At 71.0% G+C, this 25,040-nt stretch carries 21 protein-coding genes; 10 read left to right on the top strand and 11 right to left on the bottom strand.

Annotated features, from left to right (window positions below):
- Positions 1-79 precede the first annotated feature (79 nt).
- A complete protein-coding gene (locus ACIQRL_RS22065; protein ID WP_401333889.1) occupies positions 80-1,450 on the bottom strand; it encodes a glutamine synthetase family protein in 1,371 nt (456 codons plus the stop codon).
- 77 nt (positions 1,451-1,527) lie between these two features.
- On the opposite strand from ACIQRL_RS22065, the gene ACIQRL_RS22060 reads away from it, so the two are divergent.
- Both ACIQRL_RS22060 and ACIQRL_RS22055 read left to right on the top strand, forming a co-directional pair.
- Positions 1,528-2,265: a FadR/GntR family transcriptional regulator gene (locus ACIQRL_RS22060; protein WP_401333887.1), complete on the top strand. Its 738-nt coding sequence runs from the start codon at positions 1,528-1,530 to the stop codon at positions 2,263-2,265.
- A 126-nt stretch (positions 2,266-2,391) separates the two neighbouring features.
- Positions 2,392-3,141, top strand: a complete 750-nt coding sequence (locus ACIQRL_RS22055; RefSeq protein ID WP_401333884.1) for a gamma-glutamyl-gamma-aminobutyrate hydrolase family protein — start codon at positions 2,392-2,394, stop codon at positions 3,139-3,141.
- A 190-nt stretch (positions 3,142-3,331) separates the two neighbouring features.
- On the opposite strand, the gene ACIQRL_RS22050 is transcribed toward ACIQRL_RS22055, so the two are convergent.
- Complete coding sequence (locus ACIQRL_RS22050) at positions 3,332-4,258, bottom strand: LysR family transcriptional regulator (protein ID WP_401333881.1); 927 nt, start codon at positions 4,256-4,258, stop codon at positions 3,332-3,334.
- 95 nt (positions 4,259-4,353) lie between these two features.
- On the opposite strand from ACIQRL_RS22050, the gene ACIQRL_RS22045 reads away from it, so the two are divergent.
- The 4 genes from ACIQRL_RS22045 (at position 4,354) to ACIQRL_RS22030 (ending at position 9,480) form a co-directional block, all read left to right on the top strand.
- Complete coding sequence (locus ACIQRL_RS22045) at positions 4,354-5,511, top strand: TDT family transporter (RefSeq protein WP_401333879.1); 1,158 nt, start codon at positions 4,354-4,356, stop codon at positions 5,509-5,511.
- 359 nt (positions 5,512-5,870) lie between these two features.
- Positions 5,871-6,740: an arpA protein gene (locus ACIQRL_RS22040; RefSeq protein WP_401333876.1), complete on the top strand. Its 870-nt coding sequence runs from the start codon at positions 5,871-5,873 to the stop codon at positions 6,738-6,740.
- Positions 6,741-6,814: 74 nt separating this feature from the next.
- The gene (locus ACIQRL_RS22035) at positions 6,815-7,660 is read left to right on the top strand and encodes a class I SAM-dependent methyltransferase (RefSeq protein WP_401333874.1); all 846 of its coding nucleotides are present in this window, start codon (positions 6,815-6,817) and stop codon (positions 7,658-7,660) included.
- Positions 7,657-9,480, top strand: coding sequence for a choline/carnitine O-acyltransferase (locus ACIQRL_RS22030; RefSeq protein WP_401333872.1), 1,824 nt, complete (start codon positions 7,657-7,659; stop codon positions 9,478-9,480). The genes ACIQRL_RS22035 and ACIQRL_RS22030 overlap by 4 nt, the downstream gene beginning before the upstream one ends.
- Before the next feature lie 170 nt (positions 9,481-9,650).
- Here the strand turns inward: ACIQRL_RS22030 and ACIQRL_RS22025 are convergent, their stop codons facing one another.
- From ACIQRL_RS22025 to ACIQRL_RS22010, 4 genes are all read right to left on the bottom strand, one after another.
- Positions 9,651-10,370 carry a helical backbone metal receptor gene (locus ACIQRL_RS22025; RefSeq protein ID WP_401333870.1) on the bottom strand — a complete coding sequence of 240 codons (720 nt, stop codon included), beginning with the start codon at positions 10,368-10,370 and terminating at the stop codon, positions 9,651-9,653.
- 128 nt (positions 10,371-10,498) lie between these two features.
- The gene (locus ACIQRL_RS22020; RefSeq protein ID WP_401333867.1) at positions 10,499-11,080 is read right to left on the bottom strand and encodes a helix-turn-helix domain-containing protein; all 582 of its coding nucleotides are present in this window, start codon (positions 11,078-11,080) and stop codon (positions 10,499-10,501) included.
- A 751-nt stretch (positions 11,081-11,831) separates the two neighbouring features.
- Positions 11,832-14,444 carry an ABC transporter permease/substrate binding protein gene (locus ACIQRL_RS22015; protein WP_401333864.1) on the bottom strand — a complete coding sequence of 871 codons (2,613 nt, stop codon included), beginning with the start codon at positions 14,442-14,444 and terminating at the stop codon, positions 11,832-11,834.
- Complete coding sequence (locus ACIQRL_RS22010; RefSeq protein WP_401333861.1) at positions 14,437-15,516, bottom strand: glycine betaine/L-proline ABC transporter ATP-binding protein; 1,080 nt, start codon at positions 15,514-15,516, stop codon at positions 14,437-14,439. The genes ACIQRL_RS22015 and ACIQRL_RS22010 overlap by 8 nt, the downstream gene beginning before the upstream one ends.
- Positions 15,517-15,687: 171 nt before the next feature.
- Here ACIQRL_RS22010 and ACIQRL_RS22005 point away from each other — a divergent pair, with 171 nt between their 5' ends.
- From ACIQRL_RS22005 to ACIQRL_RS21990, 4 genes are all read left to right on the top strand, one after another.
- Entirely contained in the window at positions 15,688-16,626 is a 939-nt protein-coding gene (locus tag ACIQRL_RS22005) for a 5'-3' exonuclease H3TH domain-containing protein (RefSeq protein ID WP_401334463.1), read from the top strand.
- A gap of 101 nt (positions 16,627-16,727) precedes the next feature.
- Positions 16,728-17,564, top strand: coding sequence for a siderophore-interacting protein (locus ACIQRL_RS22000; protein WP_401333859.1), 837 nt, complete (start codon positions 16,728-16,730; stop codon positions 17,562-17,564).
- A 275-nt stretch (positions 17,565-17,839) separates the two neighbouring features.
- The gene (locus tag ACIQRL_RS21995; protein WP_401333856.1) at positions 17,840-19,393 is read left to right on the top strand and encodes an amino acid permease; all 1,554 of its coding nucleotides are present in this window, start codon (positions 17,840-17,842) and stop codon (positions 19,391-19,393) included.
- Positions 19,394-19,397: 4 nt separating this feature from the next.
- Positions 19,398-20,357, top strand: coding sequence for an RluA family pseudouridine synthase (locus ACIQRL_RS21990; protein WP_401333853.1), 960 nt, complete (start codon positions 19,398-19,400; stop codon positions 20,355-20,357).
- Here the strand turns inward: ACIQRL_RS21990 and ACIQRL_RS21985 are convergent.
- The 5 genes from ACIQRL_RS21985 to ACIQRL_RS21965 form a co-directional block, all read right to left on the bottom strand.
- Entirely contained in the window at positions 20,351-21,853 is a 1,503-nt protein-coding gene (locus tag ACIQRL_RS21985; protein ID WP_401333850.1) for a cytochrome P450, read from the bottom strand. The two genes, ACIQRL_RS21990 and ACIQRL_RS21985, sit on opposite strands and share 7 nt — an antisense overlap.
- A 74-nt stretch (positions 21,854-21,927) precedes the next feature.
- Positions 21,928-22,548: a GTP-binding protein gene (locus ACIQRL_RS21980; RefSeq protein WP_401333849.1), complete on the bottom strand. Its 621-nt coding sequence runs from the start codon at positions 22,546-22,548 to the stop codon at positions 21,928-21,930.
- Complete coding sequence (locus ACIQRL_RS21975; RefSeq protein WP_401333846.1) at positions 22,529-22,978, bottom strand: DUF742 domain-containing protein; 450 nt, start codon at positions 22,976-22,978, stop codon at positions 22,529-22,531. The genes ACIQRL_RS21980 and ACIQRL_RS21975 overlap by 20 nt, the downstream gene beginning before the upstream one ends.
- Positions 22,975-23,382, bottom strand: coding sequence for a roadblock/LC7 domain-containing protein (locus ACIQRL_RS21970; RefSeq protein ID WP_401333844.1), 408 nt, complete (start codon positions 23,380-23,382; stop codon positions 22,975-22,977). Before ACIQRL_RS21970 ends, ACIQRL_RS21975 begins: the two co-directional genes overlap by 4 nt.
- Positions 23,379-24,968 (bottom strand): sensor histidine kinase, encoded by a 1,590-nt coding sequence (locus tag ACIQRL_RS21965; RefSeq protein ID WP_401333841.1) that lies wholly within the window; start codon positions 24,966-24,968, stop codon positions 23,379-23,381. Before ACIQRL_RS21965 ends, ACIQRL_RS21970 begins: the two co-directional genes overlap by 4 nt.
- Positions 24,969-25,040: the final 72 nt, after the last annotated feature.

Below are 25,040 nucleotides of genomic sequence, written 5' to 3'. Positions count from 1 at the left end.
AGTTCGTGGTCGTACGGGGGCGAGGTGTACGGGAACGAGGTGGACGGGCGTGAGGTGGACGGGTGCGGCAAGGGGGTCCTCACATGCGTTCGAAGGAGCGGCGGAGCTCCCAGTCGGTCACCGCGGCGTCGAAGGCCTCCAGTTCGACGCGGGCCATGTTGCGGTAGTGCTCGACCACCTCGTCGCCGAAGGCGGCTCGGGCGATCGGGCTGTTCTCCCAGAGCTCGGCGGCCTCGCGCAGGGTGGTGGGGACGTGCGCGTACGCGGCGGTGTAGGCGTTGCCGGAGCACGCCTCGGGCAGTTCCAGCTTCTGCTCGATGCCGTACAGGCCGGCCGCCACGAGTCCGGCGACGGCCAGATGCGGGTTGACGTCACCGCCGGGCAGCCGGTTCTCGAAGCGCATCGAGCGGCCGTGGCCGACGACACGGAGCGAGCAGGTGCGGTTGTCGTACCCCCAGGCCACGGCGGTCGGCGCGAAGGAGCCGGGCTGGAAGCGCTTGTACGAGTTGATGTTGGGCGCGTACAGGAGCGAGAAGTCGCGCAGGGCGGCCAGTTGTCCGGCGAGGAAGTGGCGCATCACCTCCGACATGCCGCCCGGGTCGGTGGCGGAGCCGGCCATCACGTTGGCGCCGTCGGCGTCGGCGAGCGAGAGGTGGATGTGGCAGGAGTTGCCCTCGCGCTCGTTGTACTTGGCCATGAAGGTGAGGGAGACGCCCTCCTGGGAGGCGATCTCCTTGGCGCCGGTCTTGTAGATCGCGTGCTGGTCGCAGGTGACGAGGGCCTCGTCGTACTTGAAGGCGATCTCGTGCTGGCCGGGGTTGCACTCGCCCTTGGCGGACTCGACGGTGAGGCCCGCGGCCTGCATCTCGTTGCGGATGCGGCGCAGCAGGGGCTCGATGCGTCCGGTCCCGAGGACCGAGTAGTCGATGTTGTACTGGTTGGCCGGAGTGAGTCCGCGGTAGCCGGTGTCCCAGGCCTGCTCGTAGGTGTCCTTGAAGACGATGAACTCCAGCTCGGTCCCGACCTGGGCGGAGTAGCCGAGCCGGGCGAGCCGTTCGAGCTGGCGGCGCAGGATCTGGCGGGGCGCTGCCACCACCGGGGAGCCGTCGTTCCAGGCGAGGTCGGCGATGAGCAGGGCGGTGCCCTCGTTCCAGGGGACGCGCCGCAGGGTGCCGAGATCGGGGTGCATGGCGAAGTCGCCGTAGCCACGGTCCCAGGAGGACATGGCGTATCCGTCGACGGTGTTCATGTCGGTGTCGACGGCGAGGAGGTAGTTGCAGCCCTCCGTGCCGTGCTCCAGCACCTCGTCGAGGAAGAAGCGCGCGGCGAACCGCTTGCCCTGGAGCCGCCCCTGCATGTCGGGAAAGGCCAGGACGACCGTGTCGATGTCCCCGGCCTCGACGAGACGGCGCAGTTCTTCGACGGTGAGCGGGGGTGTGCGGTCTGCCACCGGAAAAGCCTCCTTGGGTCAGCCGAGAGCCATAAGGTATTGCGGAGAACCATTGCTTGGGAAGGGGGCGCGACCGGATGACGAGGGAGGAACCCGACCGTGGTACGGACGACCGGCTGACGCCGGTGCTGCGGCCGGTGCGGGCGGGCAACGGCTTCGAGGAGGCGCTGGAGCAGATCCTCCAGATCGTCCGGCTCGGTCTGGTACCGGGCGGTGAACGGCTGCCCGCGGAGCGGGAGTTGGCGGAGCGGCTCGGCATCAGCCGGGTGACGCTGCGCGAGGTCCTGAAGGTGCTCCAGGACCAGGGTCTGGTCGAGTCGCGGCGCGGCCGGTACGGCGGCACCTTCGTACAGGCGCGCACCGCCACACCGGGCGAGCACGAGCTGCGCCGCCGGGTCGCCGGCGTCGACATCGAGGACGTCCTGCGATTCCGCGAGGTCCTGGAGGTGGGCGCGGCCGGGCTGTGCGCGACGCACGGACTCGACGCGGAGCAGGCGGGCCGGCTGCGCGAAGCCCTCACCCGGACGAACGACGCCCCGCTGACCGACTACCGACGCCTGGACACCATGCTCCACCTCACCCTCGCGGAGTTGTGCGGCTCCCCGTCGCTCACCGCGCGGTACGCGGCCGTCCGCGCCTCCGTCAACGACCTGCTCGACTGCATCCCGCTCCTGGTCCGCAATCTGGAGCACTCGCAGCGCCAGCACACCGCCCTCGTCGAGGCGGTCCTCGACGGGGACGCGGACGGGGCGCGGGAGATGATGCGGGAGCACTGCGCGGGTACGGCGGCGCTGCTGCGGGGGTTCCTGGCATGAGCGGGACGCGACGCGAGGGGCGAGCGGGGCGCTCGGTGTTTTCCGTCCCTCGCCACCCAAAGGTATGAGACCTTTCCATTGACGTTCCATGGGAGTCGTGGCGACCCGGATCCGAGGGAGAGGCGCGTGGGCAGGCCGCTGGTCGGTGTGAGTACGTATCTGGAGGCCGGGGCGCGCTGGGGCGTGTGGGAGCTGGCGGCCGCGCTGCTGCCGGCGGGCTATCCGCGGCTCGTGCAGCGGGCGGGCGGGCTCGCCGTGATGCTGCCGCCGGACGATCCGGCCCTGGCCGTCGAGACCGTCGCCCGGCTCGACGCGGTGGTCGTGGCGGGCGGTCCCGACGTCGACCCCGCCCGCTACGGCGCCGAGCGCTCCCCGCGTACGGGCCCGCCCGCTCCCGAGCGTGACGCCTGGGAACTCGCCCTGATCCGGGCCGCGTTGGACTCCGGCACCCCGCTCCTGGGCATCTGTCGGGGCCACCAGCTCCTGAACGTGGCCCTGGGTGGCACGCTCGTCCAGCATCTCGACGGGCATGCGAAGGACACCGGGGTCATCGGGCACCACGAGGTGATGCCCGTGCCGGGGACGCGGTACGCGGGTCTGGTTCCGGAGCCGTGCGCTGTCCCGACGTACCACCATCAGGCGGTGGACCGCCTCGGCGACGGCCTCAGGGTCTGCGCGCACGCGACGGACGGCACCGTGGAGGCGGTCGAACTCCCTTCCCCCGCCTGGGCGTTGGGAGTCCAGTGGCACCCGGAGATGGGCGACGACCTACGGGTGATGCGGGGCCTGGTCGCGGCGGCGTCATCACGGGAGGAATCAAGGCCCCTCGGGCGATCGAGGAGCGGGCGCCCAAATTCAGGCCCCTCCGGCGATTGAGGAGCGGGGGTCCAAATTCAGCCCCTCCGGCGATTGAGGAGCGGGGGTCCGGGGGCGGCGCCCCGGATGCGGGACGGGTAGGGGCGGAGGGGGCGAAAACGGCCTGTGGTCAGGCAGCACCCCGTGTCGCCTGCCATCAGGCGACACGGAGTGTCCCGGTGCGGTCAGGCGCCCCCGGGCTCCCGCACGGTCAGGCCGCACCCTGCGTCAGGGAGAGCAGGTCGCGGGCCGGGCCCGTGGGGCGGTGTCCGGTCGGCCAGACGGCCCGCAGGGCGCGGGTGAGCCGGACGTCGGCGAGCGGAATGCTCACCAGCCGATGGGCGGACAGTTCCTCGCCGAGGGCGAGTTCGCTCAGGACGGCGGGCCCGGCACCGTTGACGGCGGAGGCCTTGACGGCCGTCGTCGAGGACAGCTCGATCAACGGGCGCGCGAGCCCGCCGAGCGCGGTGTCGAGAACCTGACGCGTACCCGACCCCTCCTCCCGCAGGATGAGCGGCGTGGCGGCCAGCTCCGCCGCGGCGAGGGGCGCGCGACGACGTGCCCAGGGATGTCCGGGCGCCGTCACCACGATCAGCCGGTCGTGCGCGATGACGGTCGCGTCGAGACCGGACGGCACCGAGAGCCCCTCGACGAAGCCGAGGTCCGCCTCGCCGGAGAGGAGCCGTTCCGCGACGCCGGCGGAGTTCCCGGCGAGCAGCGACACGGCCGTGTCGGGGCGCTGGGCGCGCAGCGCGATCAGCCAGCCGGGCAGCAGATACTCGGCGATGGTCATGCTCGCGGCCACCCGCAGCCGCGAGTCGCGCCGGTCCCGCAGCGCCTGCGCCCCGGCGTCGAACGCCTCGGCCGCGTCCACCACCCGACGGGCCCAGTCCGTGACGAGCGCCCCCTCCCGGGTGAGCCGGGATCCGCGCGGCGAACGGTCGACGAGCGCCACCCCGAGGAGCCGCTCCATGGAACGGATACGGCTGCTGGCCGCCGGCTGGGTGATTCCCAGTTCGCGTGCGGCGCGGCCGAGACTGCCGAGGCGCGCGACCGCCAGCAGCAGTTCCAGCGCGCCGAGATCGGGCACCCGGTGCGCGATCCCGACGCCGTGCCGATCCTCGGCACCGCTACCCATGCCGATCCTCAGTGCCGCTGCTCATAAAGCCAGCTTATGCCCTCATAGGCGCGCACTCCCTGGTGGGGAGCCGAGGCGAGCGCGACCGTGGTGCCATGGTCACCGCAGCCCAGCCCCTGTCCGCCCATCAGGCGGGAACCGTCCCCGACACGAAGACCCCCCGTGCCTCGGGGAACCGCGCCATCGCCGCGGTCCGGCATCTCGGCCCGAACTGGTACGCCTCCGTGATGGGCACCGCGATCGTGGCAACGGCGGGAGCCGGGCTGCCCGGAAACGTGCCGGGCGTGCGCACCGCCTGCACCGTCGTGTGGGCCCTCGCGCTCACCCTGCTGGTGACCTTGCTCGCCGCCCGCGCGCTGCACTGGACGTACCACCGCGACCAGGCCCGCGCCCACCTCCTCGACCCGGCCATGGCCCCGTTCTACGGCTGCCTCTCGATGGCCCTGCTCGCCGTGGGCGCCGGCACCCTGCTCGTCGGCCGGGACTGGATCGGGATGCCGGCGGCGGTCGCCGTGGACACCGTCCTGTTCGTCGCCGGGACGCTGATCGGACTCGCCGCCGCCGTGACCGTCCCGTACCTGATGGTCGTACGGCACCGGATCGAGCCCGGACAGGCGTCACCCGTGTGGCTGCTGCCGATCGTCGCCCCGATGGTGTCGGCGGCGCTCGGGCCCCTCCTCGTTCCCCACCTGCCGGCCGGACAGCCCCGGGAGACGCTGCTCCTCGCCTGTGTCGCGATGTTCGGGATGAGCCTGCTGGCCACCCTGGTGATGCTGCCGACGATCTTCGCCCGGCTCGTCACCGCGGGTCCGCTGCCGCTCGCGCTCACTCCGACGCTCTTCCTGGTGCTCGGCCCGCTGGGCCAGTCGACGACCGCGGTGGGCAAGTTCGCGGACGCCGCGCCCGGCGTGGTGGCCGCCCCGTACGACAAGGGCTTCGCGCTCTTCTCGGTGCTCTACGGCGTCCCCGTGCTGGGTTTCGCGCTGCTGTGGCTCGCGCTGGCCGTCGCGATGGTCGTACGGGCCCGCCGCCAGGGCATGGGCTTCGCGATGACCTGGTGGGCGTTCACCTTCCCGGTGGGCACCTGTGTGACCGGCGCGGAGAGCCTGGCCCGGCACACCGGCCTGGCCGCCTTCGACACGCTCGCCGTCGCGCTGTACGCCCTGCTGGTGGCCGCCTGGTCGGTGGCCGCCGTCCGCACCGCGCACGGCCTGGTCAGCGGCAAGCTGCTCGCAGCGCCTTCGCGAAAGTAGGCCTCTGCGATTGCCTTCCCCTGCCTGGCCACGTCGATCGACGTGGCCAGGCTTCGTCCTTCGCCGACCCTCAAGCAGGGTGCACCGGCCCCCGCGGCCCCGCGCGACGGTCGGCCCGTGCCGGACCCGCGCAGGCATGTTGCAGCGCACAGTTGGGCAGTGTGACGCGTCACAGACAACACGGCACCGCTGTGGGAACTTCAAGTGCCCTTCCTGCCAGCGGAGTTGCTCACAAGCCGAGAGCGAGGTCCGGCCGACCGCACGGATCGCGTCGGACGTGCCGTGCGTGGGTATGAGAGGGAACCGCGGGCCCGCGAGGGAGCCGACGAGTGGGGCGGCCCGCACGTGGAGAGGATCGAATGCGCTCTTTGGAAGACCTGACGCTTGATCAGGTGGTCGACACTGCTCGCTATCCCCTGTCGGAACTCGCGGGCCCCCGGGGACAGGCCGTGGTTTCCCGTGCCCGGCGCGACCTGGCGACGTCCGGCTGCACCGTGCTGCCGGACTTCGTCCGCCCATCGCTGCGCGATGTGCTGCGGCAGGAGTGCTCGGCCATCGCGCCCCGGGCGCACCACGACGTCGAGACGGTGAACGTCTACAACATCGCCGTGGACTCGGCGCTGCCGGCGGACCATCCGGGCCGGAGGACCTTCGAGCGGGGCAACGCGTTCGTCGCGCGGGACCGCATCCCCGCGGACTCCCTGATCAGCCGGCTCTACTCCGACACGGTGTTCCGGCACTTCATCGCCCGCTGCTTCGAACTGCCGGAGCTGCACGAGCTGGCGGACCCGCTCTCCGGACTGGTCCTCAACGTCGTCGCGCCGGGCCTGGAGCACCCCTGGCACTTCGACACCAACGAGTTCACCGTCAGCATGCTCACCCAACAGGCGCAGGCAGGCGGCGTCTTCGAGTACTGCCCGAACATCCGGACCGCGCGGGACGAGAATTTCGACGACGTCCGGGACGTGGTGGACGGCCGGGGCGAGCGGTTGACCCGGCGTCTCCCCCTGCAACCGGGTGACCTGCAACTGTTCAAAGGGCGCTACTCGCTGCACCGGGTGAGCCCGGTGCGCGGCGAGATCGCGCGCCACTCCGCGATCTTCGCCTACAGCGAGCGCCCCGGCGTCATCGGCAGCGTGGAACGAACCCGGCAGCTCTTCGGCCGGGTGCTGCCCGAGCACCTGGCGGCCGAGGGCAAGGCGGTCCGCGGCGACCGGCTCCTGGACTAGGGGGCGAGAACGCGTAGTCGCCGTAGACCGTCACCCCTGCTTCCCCCTGCGCGATCCACGGAGGAGTAAGCCCTGTGCGTTTCGACGTGACCGGAAAAGTCTCACTCGACCACATCTACGACCAGCCCGATCCGCGAGCCTATTTCACAGCGCTGCGCCCGCTCGACTACGGCGTTCCGCAGCAGGCCAAGCCCTACTTCTCGAAGATCATCACGGAGTACCGGGAGTCCCGGCACGTCGCGGTACCGAAGGTGCTGGACATCGGCTGCTCGTACGGAATCAACGCCGCCCTGCTGAAGTACGACGCGACCATGGACGAGCTGTACGCGCGCTACGGCGACGAGGAGCGCGCGGGTGAGAGCCGCGAGGCTCTGCTGGCCCGCGACCGGGAGCTGGCCCGGTCACGCCAACCCCCGCAAGCGATGCGCTTCGTCGGCCTCGACACCTCCGGCAGCGCGCTGTCCTACGCCTTCGAGGCCGGGTTCCTCGACGACGTGGTGCACGCCGACCTGGAGGAGCACGAGCCCACACCCCGACAGCGCGCCCAGCTCTCGGGGACGGACCTGGTGATCTCGACGGGCTGCGTCGGCTACGTCACCGAGCGGACGCTCACGCGAGTCGTCCGGGCGCAGGGCGTCCGCCGGCCCTGGATGGCGCACTTCGTGCTGCGGATGTTCCCGTTCGACCCCGTCGAGCGCGCGTTGGCGGGTCTGGGCTACCGGACCGTCCGCGTCGACGAGGTGTTCAGACAGCGGCGGTTCGCCTCCCCGCAGGAGCAGGCGCTCGTCCTCGACGGCATGGCGGCCGCGGGGGTGGATCCGCGGGGCCTGGAGGCGGAAGGCTGGCTGTACGCACAGCTCCACCTTTCCCGGCCGTACGACATCACAGGTACCGACGATCCGAATCGAGAACAGAGTTGAAGACCAGTCAGGACGCGTCAGGCAACACGACCTTCGCCCAGGAGGACAGCCTCCCGCGCGTGCCGCTGCCGACGCTGGACGCGAGCTGCGAGAGGTTTCTCGCCTGGTGCACGCCGCTGCTGACCGCCGACGAGCGGTCGGCGACCGAGGCGGAGGTCGCCGCCTTCCTCCGACCCGGCGGCCCCGGCCGGGTGCTGCATGCCGCGCTGGAGGAATACGACGCCACGGAGGGCGTGCACAGCTGGCTCGACACCTTCTGGCCGTACCGGTACCTGGGCCGCCGGGACCGGATCGCCCTCAACGCCAACTTCTTCTTCCTGTTCAAGGACTCCGGCCAGGCGCAGGTGGAACGGGCGGCCGGGCTCGTCGCCGGGGCCCTCAACTACAAGCGGCAGCTCGATCAGGAGCTGATTCCGCCGGTGGTGCAGCGCGGAGCACCCCAGTCGATGGTGCAGAACAAGTTCCTGTTCTCCAGCACGCGTATCCCCGGCGCGCGGCAGGACACCGTCCGCGCCCCCTATACCGAGGAGTGGCCGGGCCCGTCCGAGGCCCGGCACATCGTGGTGTTCTTCCGGGGCGGCATGTTCCGGCTGACCGTGCTGGGTCCGGACGGCGTCCCGCACAGCCTGGACGACATCGAGGCGGGGCTGCGCGCGGTGATGAAGGCCGACCCGTCCGGCGCGGACACCTCGGTGGGCCACCTCACCACCATGGCCCGCGCGGAGTGGGCCGCCGCCCGGGAGTCCCTTCTCGCCTGCCACCCCCGCAACGCCGACGCCCTCGACGATGTCGAGACCGCGCTGTTCTGCGTCGCTCTGGAGGACTTCGCCCCCGCGGACGTCCAGGACGCCTGTGACCAGTTGCTGTACGGCGACCGCGGCAACCGCTGGTTCGACAAGGCCGTGTCCCTCGTCGTCTTCGCGGACGGACGGGCGGGCATCAACGTCGAGCACTGCGAGTTGGACGGGACGACGATCCTCACCTTCACCGACGCCCTGCTCGACACCCCGGCCGAGGAGCAGTCCCGGCAGTCCGGAGCCCGCTCCCAGGGGCTGCCCGCGCTGGAGCCGATCGTGTTCGAACTGGACGACGCGCTGCGGGACCGGGCGCGCTCGGCCGCCGACGCGTTCGCGGCGTACGGGGAGAGCACCGCGACCAGCACGTTGTCGTTCCCGGACTTCGGCAGCAGCGCGGCCAAGGTGCTGGGCGTCTCGCCGGACGCGTTCGTCCAGGCCGCCTACCAGCTCGCCCACCAGCGCGCCAAGGGGCTCCTGGGCGCCACGTACGAGTCGATCGCCACCCGGCAGTACCGGCACGGGCGGACCGAGGCGATGCGCGTCGTCACCCCCGAGATGCTCGCTTTCGTGGCGGCGATGGAGGACCCGGCAGCGGACGCGGACGCCCGGCGCGCCGCGTTCCGGGCCGCCACGGAGGCCCATGTGGCGCGCGCGAAGGCCTGCCAGACCGGGCAGGCGCCGGAGCAGCACCTGTGGGAGCTGGAACTGATCCAGCGCCGACGCGGAGCCGAGCTCGGGGTGACCGAGCAGCCCGCGCTGTACCGGACGCCGGGCTGGTCGACCATGCGGGACGACTACCTGAGCACGAGCTCCGCTCCCTCCGTCAACATCCAGTACTTCGGCTTCGGGTCGACCAGCAGCCAGTGCATCGGAGTCGCCTATGTGCTGCTTCCCGATCGGTTCAACCTCTATCTGAGCACGCCGTCGGCGGTCGCCGCGCAGATGCGGACGTTCGCCGACCGGCTCCGGGAGGCGGTGGACGAACTCCGGGAGCTGCTGGCGTCCGAGCGCTCCGAGGACTGAACGAACCGCGCCGCCGGACCGGAACCCCGGTCGGGGTCCACGGTCCCGACCGGAACTCCCGGTCGGAGACCACGGTCCGGCGGCCCGGACGGCTTCGGTGGCTGAGCCCGGGGTGCTGATTTCGCCCGGCCGGAACGGAAGTCCAGGCCTTGCGGCTCCTCACCCGATGGTCATGACCGAGCCGCTCGCAACGCCTCGCCGAGCCGCGCGGGCGCCTCGGTCAGCGACGGTCCGTACCAGGTCAGCAGGCGGCCGTCGACGAGAGCGCAGGGCAGCCCGGGGAACGCCTCGGGCCCGTCGTCGGCGGTGAAGCGGTACGGCTCGTCCGGCAGCACCACGAGGTCCGGGGCCGCCGCGGTCAGCTCGGCGAGCGGAACGCGGGGGTAGCGGTCCTCGTGGTGCGCGTACGCGTGGTCGACGCCGAGCCTGGCGAGGACGTCACCCGCGAAGGTGTCCCGGCCCAGCACCATCCAGGGGCGCCGCCAGATCGGCACGATCGCGGTCGTGCGGCGGGCGGGAGCGGCCGGTTCCGCCCACGCGGCCTCCGCGGCGTCCAGCCAGCGCGGACGACTGCGCGCGCCGCAGGCACCGAGCACCCGGTCCAGTTCACGAAGGGCCCCCGGCACGTCCCGCACCTCGGTGACCAGGACCTCGATCCCCGCCTCCCGCAGGGCGGTCAGGTCGGGCTCCCGGTTCTCCTCCTCGTTGGCGACGACGAGGTCGGGCGCGAGCCGTACGACGGCCTCGACGTCGGGGTTCTTGGTGCCCCCGATCCGAGCGACGTCCAGGTCCGCCGGGTGGCTGCACCAGTCGGTGGCGCCGACCAGGACGGCGGGTACGGACACGGCGACGGCCTCCGTCAGCGAGGGCACGAGGGACACCACGCGCATATCCGTCCGCCTCTCCCGCGCCGTTCTCTCCCCCGCCATCCTCTCGCGAGCCGTCCGGCCCCGCCCTGTCCGCTCCTGTGCCGTCTTCTCCCCCGCGGTCATCGGGGGACCGGCCTCGGCCGCGCCGCTCAGCGCTTGCCGAAGTTGTGCCGGTCCTCCACCGCGTCGATGTGGTCGGCGACCTCGACGACGACCACCCGGGTGTCCGGCACGGTGGCGCGCCAGCGGTGGCGCACACCGCCGGTCAGATAGAGGGTGTCGCCGCGCCCCAGGCGATGGGCACGCCCCTCCGCCTCGACCTCGACGGCACCGTCGGCGACGTACATCAACTTGTCGTTGCGGTGCTGGAGTTCGCGGCCCTCTTCGTGGTCGCCGGTGAACTCGGTGGCGTGCAGCTGGTGGTGACCGCGCACCAGGGGGCGCGCGTGGGCTCCGGGAGTGAACTCGGCACCGGCGTCGGCGCGCACGACGTCGACACTGCACGCCGGGTCGGCGGCGGCGAGCAGTTCGACGGCGGTGGTACCGAGGGCGTCGGCGACTCTCTGCAGGGAGCTTCTGCTGGGCCGTGCCCGCTCGTTCTCCACCTGGCTGAGAAAGGGCACCGACAGGCCGCTGCGTTCGGCCACGACGGCGAGGGTGAGCCGCAGTGCCCGACGTCGTCGCCGTACGGCCGCACCCACCCGAAGGGGCTGTTCTTTGTGGTCGCCCATCGCTCCGGCTCCCTCCCTCGCGTCGTCGGTCCGCGAACCGCCCGGATTTCCGGTCCGCTGCTTCTGAAGAGTTGTTTGCACCCTACGCATGTTCGGCAAACCGTTTCATGGACCCGTCACATCGCTGTCACATCGAGGGAGTGTGAGGGTTACAGTTCGCGCCACCGCGCGAGCCGTCGCGCGCCCGGCGCCGCGGCCCCCTGTCGTGAGGCGAAAGGGCCGATCACCAGGGCGGGACTGCCGGTCCGGACCCGTCGGCGGGGGGATCGGAAGCCGAAGTCCGTTCTCTCTGTGCGCAGTTGACCGTCCGCGCCGCTCCGCGGCCCCCGGTGGCCGAGGGGTTCGGCCGTGCCTCCGCGCACGGAGCTGATGTGCGGCGGGGGCTCGGAGCGGTGCGCGGGGAGCGGTCGGCCCGTCGACCGCGCGGTCGACGCCGTGGGCCGCGAACGCGTCGGGAGAGTGCGGTCACGGACCGCGTCACGGTTGTCCGGATCTCTCTCGTACGCCAGTACGTGACCGCCTGCGTCGTCGCCCGCGTGTGCGGACCGGCCTCCGCCCGGACACGGTGGAGTCCGCCGGCCCCGGGAACGCCGCGAGGGGTGGCCCGCGCCGCGCGGGTCAAGAGGACCCGTACGACGAGGACCACCCCTCGGAGTGAACCGCTCACCACGCTCGGAGTGAACCGATCGCCCCTGACCACCCCGCGGAGGGAACCGCTCACCACCCCTCGGGCCGACCGGCTCGCCTCCTGCTACGGAGTCATCCGCCGCACCAGGTCCGGGTGCTCCTTGAGCCACCCGGCGACGGCGTCCTCCTCGTGCCCCTGCCCGCGTCGCTTGATCTCGCTCTCCAGGCCGCCGAGTTCGGCCTCGCTCATCCGGAACTTCCTTATCCACTCCGTGAGCTTCGGGTACTGGCCGGGGAACTTCGCGCTGGAGATCGTCCGGATCGTGTTGCCCTCACCGAACAGCTTCCGGTCGTCGGCCAGCTTGGTGAGCCGGTACTCGCTGTACGCCCAGTGCGGCGACCACAGGACGACCGCCACCGGCTCCTTCTTGGCGTACGCGCGCTTCAGCTCGGCCAGCATCGCGGGCGTCGAACCGTCGACGACCTTGTACTCCTTGTCGAGCCCGTAGCCCGGAAGCACCTTCTTCTTCAGGAGGTTCATCTCACCGGTGCCCGGCTCGATACCGATGATCTTCCCGCCGAAGGTCTTCGACTTCCCCTTGAGGTCGGCGAGGGACTTCACGTCCTTCACGTACGACGGGACGGCGATCTCCAGGGAGGTCGGTCTGTACCAGGTGCCCAGGTCCTTCAGGTCACTCTTGTGCTGATCCCAGTAGTTGGACTGGGCGTACGGCAGCCAGGCGTCGAAGTTGAGGTCGAGGTCGCCGGAGGCCAGACCGGTGTATACCGGGCCGACGTCCATCTGCTTCAGGTTCAGCGTGTAGCCGCGCCGGGCGAGCACGTTCTTCCAGAGGTAGGTGACGGCGACGTCCTCGTCCCAGGGGAACCAGGCGACGTCCAGCGGGCGCTTCGCCTCGGCCGGAGCGGCGGACGCGGAGCCCTTCACGGGCGCGAGCCTGTCGACGACACCGGGGTTCTTCTTCAGCCAGCCGCGCACCGCGTCCTGCTGCTTGCCCTTGCCGGCCTTGTTGATCTCGGCTTCGAGCCCGGTGAGCTGCTTCTCGGTCATCCTGAAGTTCTTCAGCCACCCTCCGACGACCGGGTTGTCCTGGGCGAAGCCCTTGCGGGAGAGGGTGTGCACGCCGTCGCCCTTGCCCCAGGCGCCCTTGGGGTCCTTGAGCTTCTTCAGCTTGTACTCGCTGTACGCCCAGTGCGGCGACCACAGGGTGGCGACGATCGGCGCCTTCTTCGCGTACGCGCGCTTCAGCTCGGCCAGCATCGCGGGCGTGGAGCTGTCGACGACCTTGTACTCCTTGTCGAGCCCGTACGCCTTGAGCACCTTGCTCTTGAGCAGGCCCATCATTCCGGCGCTGGACTCGATGCCGGTGATCCTGCCGCCGAAGGTGCCGGCCCTGCCCTTGAGGTCGTCGAGTGAGTCGATGCCCTTCATATAGGCGGGCACCGACAGTTCCAGGGATGTCGGGCCGTACCAGGAGCCCAGGTCGTCGAGCTGCTTGCCGTACTTCTTCCAGTACTGGGCGTGCGTGGTCGGCAGCCAGGAGTCGGTCTCGAAGTCGACGCCGCCCTGGGCGAGCGAGGTGTAGAGCGGGCCGGCGTCGAACTGCCTGGTCTCGACCTGGTAGCCGCGCTCCTCCAGGATCTCCTGCCAGAGGAAGGTGGACGCGACGCCCTCGTCCCAGGGGATGTAGCCGATGGTGACCTTCTTGCCCCGGCCGACGTTGTCGCCGCCGGCCGCGGTGGAGGTGGCGCCCGTACCGCCGAGGACGCCCATGCCGGCCGCGACCAGGGCGAGGACGAGGACGCCCGCCAGGGCGACGACGGGACGGGGGCGGTACGACCGGATCCTCGGGCCCTGCGCGGCGCGCGCCTTGGCGGCGGCGCGGCGGCCGAGCGGGGAGACCTGGGTGCCCAGCGCGCCGGTCATGCGGTCCAGGTAGATCGCGAGGATGACGATGGCGACGCCGGCTTCGGAACCGAGGCCGACGTTCAGCTGGCCGATGGCCTCGTTGACGTCGCCGCCGAGACCGCCGGTGCCGACCATGCCCGCAATGGCGGCCATGGACAGGCCCAGCATGATGACCTGGTTGACGCCCGCCATGACGGTGGGCAGCGCGAGCGGGAGCTGGATGCGCAGCAGGGTGTCGCGCGGGGTGGTGCCGAACGCGTCGGCGGCCTCGACCAGGTCCTTGTCGACCTGGCGGATGCCCAGCTCGGTCATGCGGACACCGGGGGCCAGCGCGAAGATCAGGGTGGCGACGATGCCGGCCGGGGCGCCGGTGCCGAAGAAGAGGATCGCCGGGATGAGGTAGATCATCGCGGGCAGCGTCTGCATGAAGTCGAGGACCGGCCGGACGACGCCGCTGACCCGGTCGGAACGGGCCGCCCAGATGCCCACGGGCACCGAGACGACGAGCGCGATGAGGGTCGCGACGAGGACCAGCGAGAGGGTCACCATCGCGTCCTCCCACAGTTCGAGGGAGTCGATGAAGGCGAAGCCCACGAAGGTGAGGACGCCGGCGGAGGTGCCGCGCAGCCAGAACGCGATGACGGCGAAGATGCCGGCGAGGAGCAGAGGTTGGGGCGCCTGGAGGACCGCGTCGATACCGTCGTAGGTGCCCGAGAAGACGCTCTTGAGGAAGTCGAAGAGCCACGCCATGTGGTTCAGCAGCCAGTCGACGGCGCTGTTGACCCAGTCGCCGAAGGGGATCCTAGGCACCGGCCTTCACCCGCTCGTCACGCGAGGTCGCGCACCGGACCGGGGCGCCCCCCTCGTCGCCGAGGAAGCCGACGAGCCGCTGCCGGGGAACGACCCCGACGAGAGCGCGCTTCCTGTCGACGACCGCGACCGGGTGGGACAAACGGGCGCTGATCGCGCAGAGGTCCACGAAGGGCGTGTCCGGTGTGGCTGTCTCGCAGAAGCAGTCGGCCTCGTCGCCGCGCAGGTCCGTGTCCATGACGGCGGCCGCGGTGAGCACCCGTGAGCGGTCGACGTCCTGGGTGAAGGAGGCGACGTAGTCGTCGGCGGGCCGGACGAGGATGTCCTCGGCGGTGCCGGTCTGGACGATACGGCCGTCACGCATCACGGCGATGCGGTCGCCGAGGCGCATCGCCTCGTTGAGGTCGTGCGTGATGAAGACGATGGTCTTCTCGAGCTTCTTCTGGAGCTCGATGAGCTGGTCCTGCATGTCCCGGCGGATCAGCGGGTCGAGCGCGCTGAAGGACTCGTCCATGAGCAGCAGATCGGCGTCGGTGGCGAGCGCACGGGCGAGTCCCACGCGCTGCTGCATTCCGCCGGACAGTTCGTCGGGCCAGGACTTCTCCCAGCCGGCGAGTCCGGCGAGTTCCAGGGCCGTGGTCGCCCGTTCCCTGCGTTCGGCGGCCGGTACGCCCTGGACCTCCAGGCCGTAGCCGGCGTTCTCCAGCACGCTGCGGTGCGGGAACAGCGCGAAGTGCTGGAAGACCATGCTGATCTTCCGGGAGCGGACCGCGCGCAGCTCGCGCGCGCTGAGCCCGGTGAGGTCCTGGCCGTCGAAGCGCACATGTCCCGCGGTGGGCTCCAGCAGTCCGTTGAGCATGCGCAGCAGCGTGGACTTGCCGGATCCGGACAGGCCCATGACGACGAAGATCTGCCCCGGTTCCACCGTGAAGGACGCGTCGATCACGGCGGCGGTGGTGCCTTCGGCGCGCAGTTCCTCACGGTCGGCCCCCTGACGGAGCCGCTCCACGGCCGCTTTCGATCGTCTTCCGAACACCTTGTACAGATGGTCGGCCTCAAGCCTGGATGACACGTGTGCCTCTCGTTCGAACGCGGGGAACGGGTTGAACCAATGGTTTCGATGTTCCCGACGGCTGGTGACGGTTGAATGCACAACCGGGTCCGTTCAGAGGCGGCGCCTGCCCCCGCTTACACGGAGCAAACACGGGAGTGGTCCAGGTCACTGTCAGTGGCGTACGGCATGATGCGGAACGTGACTCTGCAGACGCGACGACTCATGCTTCTCGACACCGCCTCGCTGTACTTCCGCGCCTACTTCGGCGTGCCGGAATCCGTGAAGGCCCCGGACGGCACTCCGGTGAACGCCGTGCGCGGGCTGCTGGAGTTCATCGACCGCCTCGTCAAGGACCACCGCCCGGACGATCTGGTGGCCTGCATGGACGCCGACTGGCGCCCGCAGTGGCGGGTCGATCTGATCCCGTCGTACAAGGCGCACCGCGTCGCGGTGGAGACCGAGACGGGCCCGGACGAGGAGGAGGTGCCGGACACGCTCTCCCCGCAGGTGCCCGTCATCGAGGACGTCCTGGACGCGCTGGGCATCGCGCGCGTGGGGGTCGAGCGGTACGAGGCGGACGACGTGATCGGCACGTTCACCGGGCGCGCCACCGGCCCGGTCGACATCGTCACCGGTGACCGTGACCTGTATCAACTGGTCGACGACAAGCGGGAGGTGCGCGTGCTGTACCCCCTCAAGGGCGTCGGCACGCTCCAGCTCACCGACGAGGCCTGGCTGCGCGAGAAGTACGGCGTGGACGGTCCGGGGTACGCGGATCTGGCGCTGCTGCGCGGCGACCCGAGCGACGGGCTGCCCGGGGTGCCCGGCATCGGGGAGAAGACGGCCTCCAAACTCCTCGCCGAGTTCGGCGACCTGGCCGGGATCATGGCCGCGGTCGACGACCCGAAGGCCAAGCTGACGCCCACTCAGCGCAAGCGGCTCGACGAGTCCCGGCCGTACCTCGCCGTGGCACCGACGGTCGTCAAGGTGGCCGGGGACGTTCCGCTGCCCGAGGTGGACACGGCGCTGCCGCACACCCCGCGCCATCCCGCCGCACTGGACGAACTGGCCGAGCGCTGGGGCCTGGGCGGCTCGCTGCACCGCCTGCTCACGACACTGCGGGCATAGCCGAGCGCCTCTGCCGCGACTGATACCCCTTCACACCTAGGTGTCACAGAGGAAGGGATGCTAACTTAGGTAAGCCTAAGCATGCGAATCAGGAGGCAGTCATGGCAGAGCGCCCGGAACGCAAGCCCCGGAAGCCCCACTCCGCGAAGGTTCTGCGGACCGAGCGGCTGACCCCCCACATGCAACGGGTGGTGCTGGGAGGCGACACCCTCGCGGACTTCGCCACGGGCACCAGCACCGACCATTACGTGAAGCTGCTGTTCGGCCCCCCGGGTGTCACCTATCCCGAGCCCTTCGACCTGGAGCGCATCCGCGAGGAGTTCCCGCGCGAGCAGTGGCCGGTGACGCGGACGTACACCGTGCGCGCCTGGGACCCCGAAGTGCGCGAGCTGACACTGGACTTCGTGGTGCACGGGGACGAGGGGCTCGCCGGGCCGTGGGCCCTTCGGGTGCAACCGGGCGAGGTCGTCCGGTTCATGGGCCCCGGCGGCGCCTACGCGCCGGACACGAGCGCCGACTGGCATCTGCTCGCCGGTGACGAGAGCGCGCTGCCCGCGATCGCCGCAGCACTGGAGTCACTGCCGGACGCCGCCGTCGTCCGCGCCTTCGTCGAGGTCTCCGGGCCCGAGGAGGAGCAGAAGTTCGACTCCGACGCGGAGGTCGTCTGGCTGCACCGCGGCGACCGGCCCGTCGGCACGGCCCTGGTCGAGGCCGTACGGGCGCTGGCGTTCCCGGAGGGCCGGGTGCACGCGTTCGTGCACGGCGAGGCCGGCTTCGTGAAGGAGCTGCGGGGGCTGCTGCGGGTCGAGCGCGGGATTCCGCGCGACGACCTGTCGATCTCCGGCTACTGGCGTCTCGGCCACAACGAGGACGGCTGGCAGGCCGCGAAGCGCTCGTGGAACGCCCAGGTGGAGGCGGAGCAGGAGGCGTCGGCCTGACGCCGGCTCACCACCCCGTACGTCATCAGGAGGCGGACCCGCGTCGCGCGGGCCGCCTCCTGGCGTATGCGCCGACGGCCGGACGGACGGACGGCGGCCCGTGGTGCGGAACGGCCGCTCGGCCCTGTGCGGCGGGGGCGGCGAGGGCGTGAGGACTTAGGCCCGTCGCCGACACGGTCGCGTCACGCGGGTGAAACAGGTTCTCCCTAATTTCTGTCACCCGACAGGAATTCTCGGGAATCCCTCTCCCTTCCGCGCCGAAGGCAGGTGCCGCCGTGACCACCACCGCCCCCTCCGACGTACGCCCCGATCCGCCGGAGTCCCCCGACGACCGCTCCCTCACCGAGTTCGGCTACCGCCAGGAGCTGCACCGCAGCCTCGGCCGGTACGCCTCGTTCGCCGCCGGGTTCTCCTTCATCTCCGTCCTCACGACGGTCTTCCAGTTCTTCGCCTTCGGGTACGCGTTCGGCGGCCCGGTCTTCTTCTGGACCTGGCCGGCCGTGCTGATCGGCCAGCTCGCGGTCGCCGCGTGCTTCGCCGAACTGGCCGCGCGCTACCCGATCTCCGGCGCGATCTACCAGTGGTCCTCGCGCCTGTCGAACCTCTCGTTCGGCTGGTTCGCCGGCTGGATCATGGTGATCGGACAGATCGTCGTGGTCGCCGCGGCGGCGCTCGCCCTGCAGATGGTGCTGCCCGCCATCTGGTCCGGCTTCCAGCTCGTCGGCAGTGATCCGGCCCCGACCAGCCCCGACGGTGCCGCCAACGCGGCCGTCCTCGGCGTCGTCCTGCTCGTCCTGACCACGCTGGTGAACCTCCTCGACAACCGCGTGATGTCCGCGGTCAACCGGATCGGCGTCACCGCCGAGATCATCGGCGCCGTCCTGATCATCGTGCTGCTGCTCACCCACTCCGAGCGTTCCCCCGGCATCACCTTCCACACCGGCGCAGGCACCGGCACCGGCCTGTTCGGGGCGCTGATGGTGGGCTCGTTCATGGCCGCGTACGTGATGATCGGCTTCGACAGCGCCGGCGAGATGAGCGAGGAGACCCATCACCCGCGGCGCACCGCGCCCCGCACGATCCTCACCGCGCTCGGCGCGGCCGGCCTGCTCGGCGGGCTGATCGTGCTCGGCGGACTGCTCGCCGCCCCGAGCCTGACCGACGGCCGCCTCGGCGTGGACGGCCTGAGCTACGTCCTGACCAGCAGCCTCGGCGACGGGGTCGGGCGGGCGCTGCTCGCCGACGTGGTGGTGGCCATCGCGGTGGCGACCCTGGCGATCCAGACCGCCGCCTGCCGCATGCTCTTCTCGATGGCCCGCGACCGCCAGCTCCCCTTCTCAGGACGTCTCGCCAAGGTCGACCCGCGCACCGGTATGCCGACCGCCCCCGCCCTGGTCGTCGGCGTCCTCGCGGCCGCCCTGCTGCTCCTGAACTTCGCCTCCCCGGACGCGTTCCTGGCGATCGGCACCACCTGCATCGTGATGCTGTACCTGGCGTACGCGATGGTCACCGGGCCGCTGCTGGTGCGCCGGCTGCGCGGGCGGTTCACCGCGGACGGCACCGACGAGACGGGCGCCCCGCTCTTCTCCCTCGGCCGCTGGGGCGTTCCCGTGAACGCGCTCGCCCTCGTCTACGGCCTCTTCATGACCGTCAACCTCGCGTGGCCGCGCGCCGCGGTGTACGACCCGGCGGGCGGGCACTGGTACTTCCGCTGGTTCACCCTGCTCTTCCTGGGCCTGACGCTGGTCGCGGGCGCCGGGTACCGGGCGGTCAAGGCACGAGCGACGGTGGCCCAGGCTCCCGAGGTCGTCCCGGCCTCGTACGCTTGACCGGGTGAGACGCAAGCCCCGGATCCCGCCCTCTCCCCTCCCGCAGCGCCACGGGGTCGACCCCGTGCGGATCAGACTGCCGCGGGAGGGGGGCTCGGCCACGGTCCGGGAGTATCTGCTGGAGCGGCTCGCGGCGGGCGACGGGGTCATCGACGCGATGATCGGCGAGGGGCTGATCGTCGGCGAGGACGGACGGCCGCTGACGGCGGAGGCGGCCTACGCGCCGGGGATGTTCCTGTGGTTCCACCGGGAGCTGCCGGACGAGGAGCCGGTGCCGTTCCCCCTCGACGTGGTGTACCGGGACGAGCACATCGTCGTCGCCGACAAACCGCACTTCCTCGCCACCACACCGCGCGGAAGCCATGTCGCCGAGACGGCCCTCGCCCGGCTGCGCCGGGAGCTGGACCTGCCGGAGCTGGGCGCCGCGCACCGCCTCGACCGGCTGACCGCCGGGCTCGTGCTGTTCACCGTACGGCCCGGGGAACGCGGCGCGTACCAGTCGCTGTTCCGTGACCGGCTGGTCGGCAAGGAGTACGAGGCCGTGGCGCCGTACGACTCCGCTCTCGCCCTGCCGCGCACGGTCACCAGCCGCATCCTCAAGGAGCGCGGGGTCATGGCCGCGCGCGAGGTGGCGGGCGAGCCGAACGCGGTCAGCGGGATCGAACTGCTGGAGTGCCGGGAGGAACTGGGCCGCTACCGGCTGACTCCCCGCACCGGCCAGACGCATCAACTCCGGTTGCACATGAGCGCGTTGGGGGTACCGATTCTCGGCGATCCGCTGTACCCGGTGGTGACCGGTCCGGTGCCGGCCGGAGACTTCCGGCGCCCGCTGCAACTGCTTGCGCGGACACTGGAGTTCACCGATCCGGTCACCGGACGGGCCCATCGGTTCGTCAGCGGACGGATGCTGGAGGCGTGGTCCTCGTACGACGCCTGGTCGGCCCGGACCGCCGGGGATCAGTAGCCGCGCCACCACCGCAGGAAACGCTGCCAGGCGCCCGGCCCGCGGACGGGCCGGGGAGCGGCCGGGACGGACTCGGGGGCCACCGGCCGCGGTGCGGGCGCGGTACCCGGTGCCGCGGCGTCGGTCGTGACCTGCCAGTGGGACCGCTGGGCGGGCAGCGGGCGGACCGAGGGCCGCTGTGTGACGTCCTGGGTCGGCTTGGGCTCGAATCGCACGGGCAGATCGACCAGGTGGCGCGAGGACATGGATCCCCGCCAGCGCAGATCGCCCTCGTCGCAGTCGAGTTCGACGTCCGGCAGCCGCAACAGCAGGGCGTCGACGCCGACATCGGCGATGGCACGGCCGATGTCCTGCCCCGGGCACTCGTGGGGACCGCCGCCGAAGGCGAGGTGGGAGCGGTTGCCCTGCATGCTGGCGGCCAGGTCGGGGCGGATCCGGGGGTCGACGTTGCCGGGCGCGATCCCGAACAGCAGTCCGTCGCCCTTGCGGATGCGCTGACCGCCGAGCTCCGTCTCCTGCTTGGCGAAGTAGCCGAGGACGGCGCTGAACGGAGGCTCGTTCCACAGGGACTGCTCGACCGCCTCGGGCACGGTCATCTGCCCGCCGTTCAACTGGGCGCGAAAACGCGGGTCGGTGAGCAGCATGCGCAGCACATTGGCGATCAGGTTGGCGGTGGCCTCGTACGCGGCGAGCAGGACGAGCCGCAGATGCTGGGCCACCTCGTCGTCGGTGAGCCGGGCCGGGTGATTGATCAGATGGCTGGTGAAGTCCTCCTCGGGCTCGGCACGGCGCCGCAGGGTGTGCTGGGTCAGCACGCTCATGACGTACTCGTTGCTGGCGATCGCGGTGTCGGTGCCCTTGAGCAGGTCACGGGTGGCCTGCACCATGCGGTCGTTGTAGTCCTCGGGCATGCCGATGATCTCGCAGAGCACGGACATCGGAAGATGCTCGGCGAACTGTCCCACCAGATCGGCCTCGCCGAGCTCGCAGAACGCGTTGACCAGGCGCTGCGTCGCACGGTTGATGTAGCGCCGCAGGCTGCGGAAGTCGATGGTCGACATGGCCCCGGTGACCGCTCCGCGCAGCCGCAGGTGCTCGTCGCCCTCGGCGTGCGAGCAGATGGGCTGCCAGGCGATGTGCGGGGCGAGCGGATGGTCGGCGCCCGCCGTGCCGTCCTTGACGGCGGTCCACAGCCGGCTGTCGCGTGCGTAGTGCGAGGGCGTACTGACCATGTGCAGGTTCTCGGCGTGACCGAGGACCACCCAGATCGGCACGTCGTTGTGCAGTAACACGGGTGCGACGGCGCCGTGTTCGGCACGGAGCTTCTCGTAGAGGGCGCCCAGGTCCTCCGCCTCGGGTCCGTACAGGCGGCGCAGACCGCCGGGGCCGATGCCCGGGCCGACGCCGGGACCGATTCCATGGGCGGGGCAGCCTGGGGGCGGGCCGCCGAACGCGGGTTCTTCCGTACCGGTGGGGGAATGGGATTCGGTCGTCACAATGATCGCTCCGAAGCTCAAGTACGTTCTATGGATGGGGAGTTGGCGTACGGATGCCGTTCACGGTACGGCGTTCAGACGCGCGCCGAGGTCATCGCCAGGGAATGCAGGAACCGCATCAGGGTCATCAGGGTGTCGCGGCTCGACGCCCTGCGACGGGCGTCGCACTTCACGATCGGGACGTCCTCGGAGAGGTCGAGCGCGGCCCTCAGGTCCTCGACCGGGTACCGGGGCGCGTCGGGGAAGTCGTTTATCGCGACGACGAACGGAACACCGCGCTCCTCCAGGCGGCCGATCACGTCGAAGCTGACTTCCAGGCGGCGGGTGTCGATCAGGACGACCGCGCCGAGCGCTCCCTCGAACAGGCCGTTCCACAGGAACCAGAAGCGCTCCTGTCCCGGCGTGCCGAACAGGTAGAGCACCAGCTGGTCCGTGATGGAGATGCGGCCGAAGTCCATGGCCACGGTGGTGGCCGTCTTGGTCTCGGACCCGTAGTTGTCGTCGACTCCGATGCCGGCCTGCGTCATGGTCTCCTCGGTCGTCAGCGGCTTGATCTCGCTGACGGAGCCCACCATGGTCGTCTTGCCGACTCCGAAGCCGCCCACGATCACGATCTTCACCGCCGCCTGCGCGGTGTGCGGCAGGTGGTCCTCGGCACGAGGGCCCGTGATGGTGTCAGAGCTTTTGAAGTCCATGCATCACCGCTTCGAGGAGGGAACGGTCGGGGAGCGCCTGGCGGACGATCGGGGCGCGCGCCTGTACCAGTTCGGCCGTCAGCAGCTCGGTGAGCAGGACGGTCACCACGCTGAACGGCAGATTGAGATAGGCCGAGATCTCGGCCACGGACAAAGGGGCCTTGCACAGGCGCAGCAGCGCCGACTGCTCCGGCTGGGTGGCGGGCGGCGGCTCGGCGGCACTCGCCACGACCAGCGTGACCAGGTCGAGCTCGGCCCGGTCGCCGCCCTCACCGCCGCCCGTGAGCACGTACAGCCGCTCGGGGTTCTTCGGCTTGTCCTGGCCCTCCTCCCCCTCGGGGCCCTCCGGGGCCACGAGGGGGGAAGCCACTGCGGGAGGTTCCGGGGGCCGCTCCTTCGGGTGGCGCCGCCGCCGTTGCGGAGGAGTCATACGGTCTGCCCGTTGCGGCGCGGCGGGCTCGTCAGATGGGCGCCGATCCGTACGACGAGGTCGCGCATGCGGTTGCTCATCAGACCGGGCTCCGCGGTCTGGTTGGCGAGCACCGCGAGGTAGGCGTTGGGTCCGGCCGACATCAGGTAGAAGTAGCCGCCGTCGATCTCGATGATGACCATCCGCATCCGGCCGTCGCTCCTGGGGATCTCCCCGGCGACGGCTCCGGCCAGGCTCTGCAGGCCCGCGCAGGCCGCGGCGACCCGGTCGGCCGCGTCCGGATCGCCGCCGTAGCGGGCGATGCGCAGTCCGTCGGCGGAGAGCACCACGATCTGCTGGATGCCCGGCACTCCGTCGGCGAGATCCTTGAGCATCCAGTCGAAGTTGGCTCGTTGCTGGATCACTTGAGGTCCCCCTCGTCGTCGGCGTCGGCAGGGGCCGGCTGATTGTCCGTGCTGAATGCGGTCGGGTCCGGGTCGCCCTTGAGTCCGTTCATGAACGCCTCGACCCACAGCCCGGGTTCGGGCTCCTTCTCCTCGGGGCCGGGGTCGGGTTCCCACGGGTCGACGCCACCGGCGGCCTCGGCGGCCTCCCGCTCGGCGCGTGCCGCCTCGGCGTACCGCTGGCTGAGCGGGACCTTGACCCGGCTGCGGCGCTGCGGCAGCCCGCCCGGCGTCCACTCCGTGACCACCGGGACGTCGTCCTCGCGGAGGTCGCCGCTCGACGAGGGGATGCGGGGGCCCGTGGTCGGCCTGCGCTTCTTGGGCTTGCGCGCGGGGCCCTCGACGCCGCCGTTGTCGATGCCGGTCACGGAGGCGGCTCCGATGCCGTGCGCGAGACCGGGGGCGAAGTCGGTGGTGAGCATGTCGCGCGGGGCGACGAGGACGGCGCGGACACCGCCGTACGCGGACTGCCGCAGCGAGATCTGCATGCTGTACATCTGCGCGAGTCGTCCGACGACGGCCATGCCGAGGCGGGGCGCCTGGCCCATCACGTTCGGGTCGACGCCGGCGGCGGCCAGCCGGAGCAGTTCCTCGATCTTGCCGCGGGCCTCGTCGCTGAGGCTGACGCCGCCGTCCTCGATCTCGATGGCGATGCCGGTCTGCACCTCGATGGCGGTGACGTGCACCTTGGTGTGCGGCGGCGAGTAGCGGGTGGCGTTGTCCAGCAGCTCGGCCAGGGCGTGGATGAGCGGTTCGACGGACACGCCGTCGACGGCGATGTCGACGATGTTGTGCAGCTCGATGCGCCGGTACTCCAGGATGCGCGACATCGCGCCGCGCAGCACGCTGAACAGCGGTACGGGCTCGGGCCATTGGCGTCCGGGGCGGCCGCCGCCGAGTACGGCGATGGAGTCGGCGAGCCGGCCGATCAGCGCGGTGCCGTGGTCGATGCGCAGCAGGTCGTCGAAGACCTCGGGGTTGCGCCCGTGGTCCTCCTCCATCTCGCGGAGTTCGTTGTTCTGCTGGTGGACGATGGCCTGGACACGCCGGGCGATGTTGACGAAGGAGCGCTGCGCGGCGTCGCGCATCGACTCCTCGGTATCGATGATCTTGAGCAGTTTCTTCAGCAAGTCCTTCTGGGACTTGGGGATTTCATGGAGTTCCGGGTCGTCGCGGCCCAGGGTGCGAACGACCTCCGAGGGGGAATCCCCGTCGTGCAACCGGTCGATCGCGTACGGAAGGATCTCCCGGGTGAGGCGCACGATGTCCTGGTCGTGGGCGGCGATGCGCTGTTCCAGGGAGGCGGTGCGGCGCGCGGAGTCGGCCCGCAGCTCACGGGCGACCCGGCCGCGGCGGACGGCCTCTCCGCCGATCGCGATCACCAGCAGCGTGGCGAAGCCACCGCACAGGGCGACCGCGCCCCGGGCCGGCTCCGTCACCGCGGCGACGGCGGCGCCGGTCGCCACCGCCATCAGTATGGCCGGCAGCAACAGCACGCGCGCGTAGGGAAGTTCACTGTCACCGGGAGGCGATTGAACACTCACCATGTAAGCCCTCTGAGACAAGTCGGCTGGGGTAGGGGAGGTTTGTGGGGGAAACGGCACGGATCGGCGCGGATC

Origin of the sequence: Streptomyces sp. NPDC091209, assembly GCF_044757755.1 — a bacterium.
GTDB lineage: Bacteria > Actinomycetota > Actinomycetes > Streptomycetales > Streptomycetaceae > Streptomyces.
This window is presented reverse-complemented; position numbering and strand designations above follow the sequence as displayed.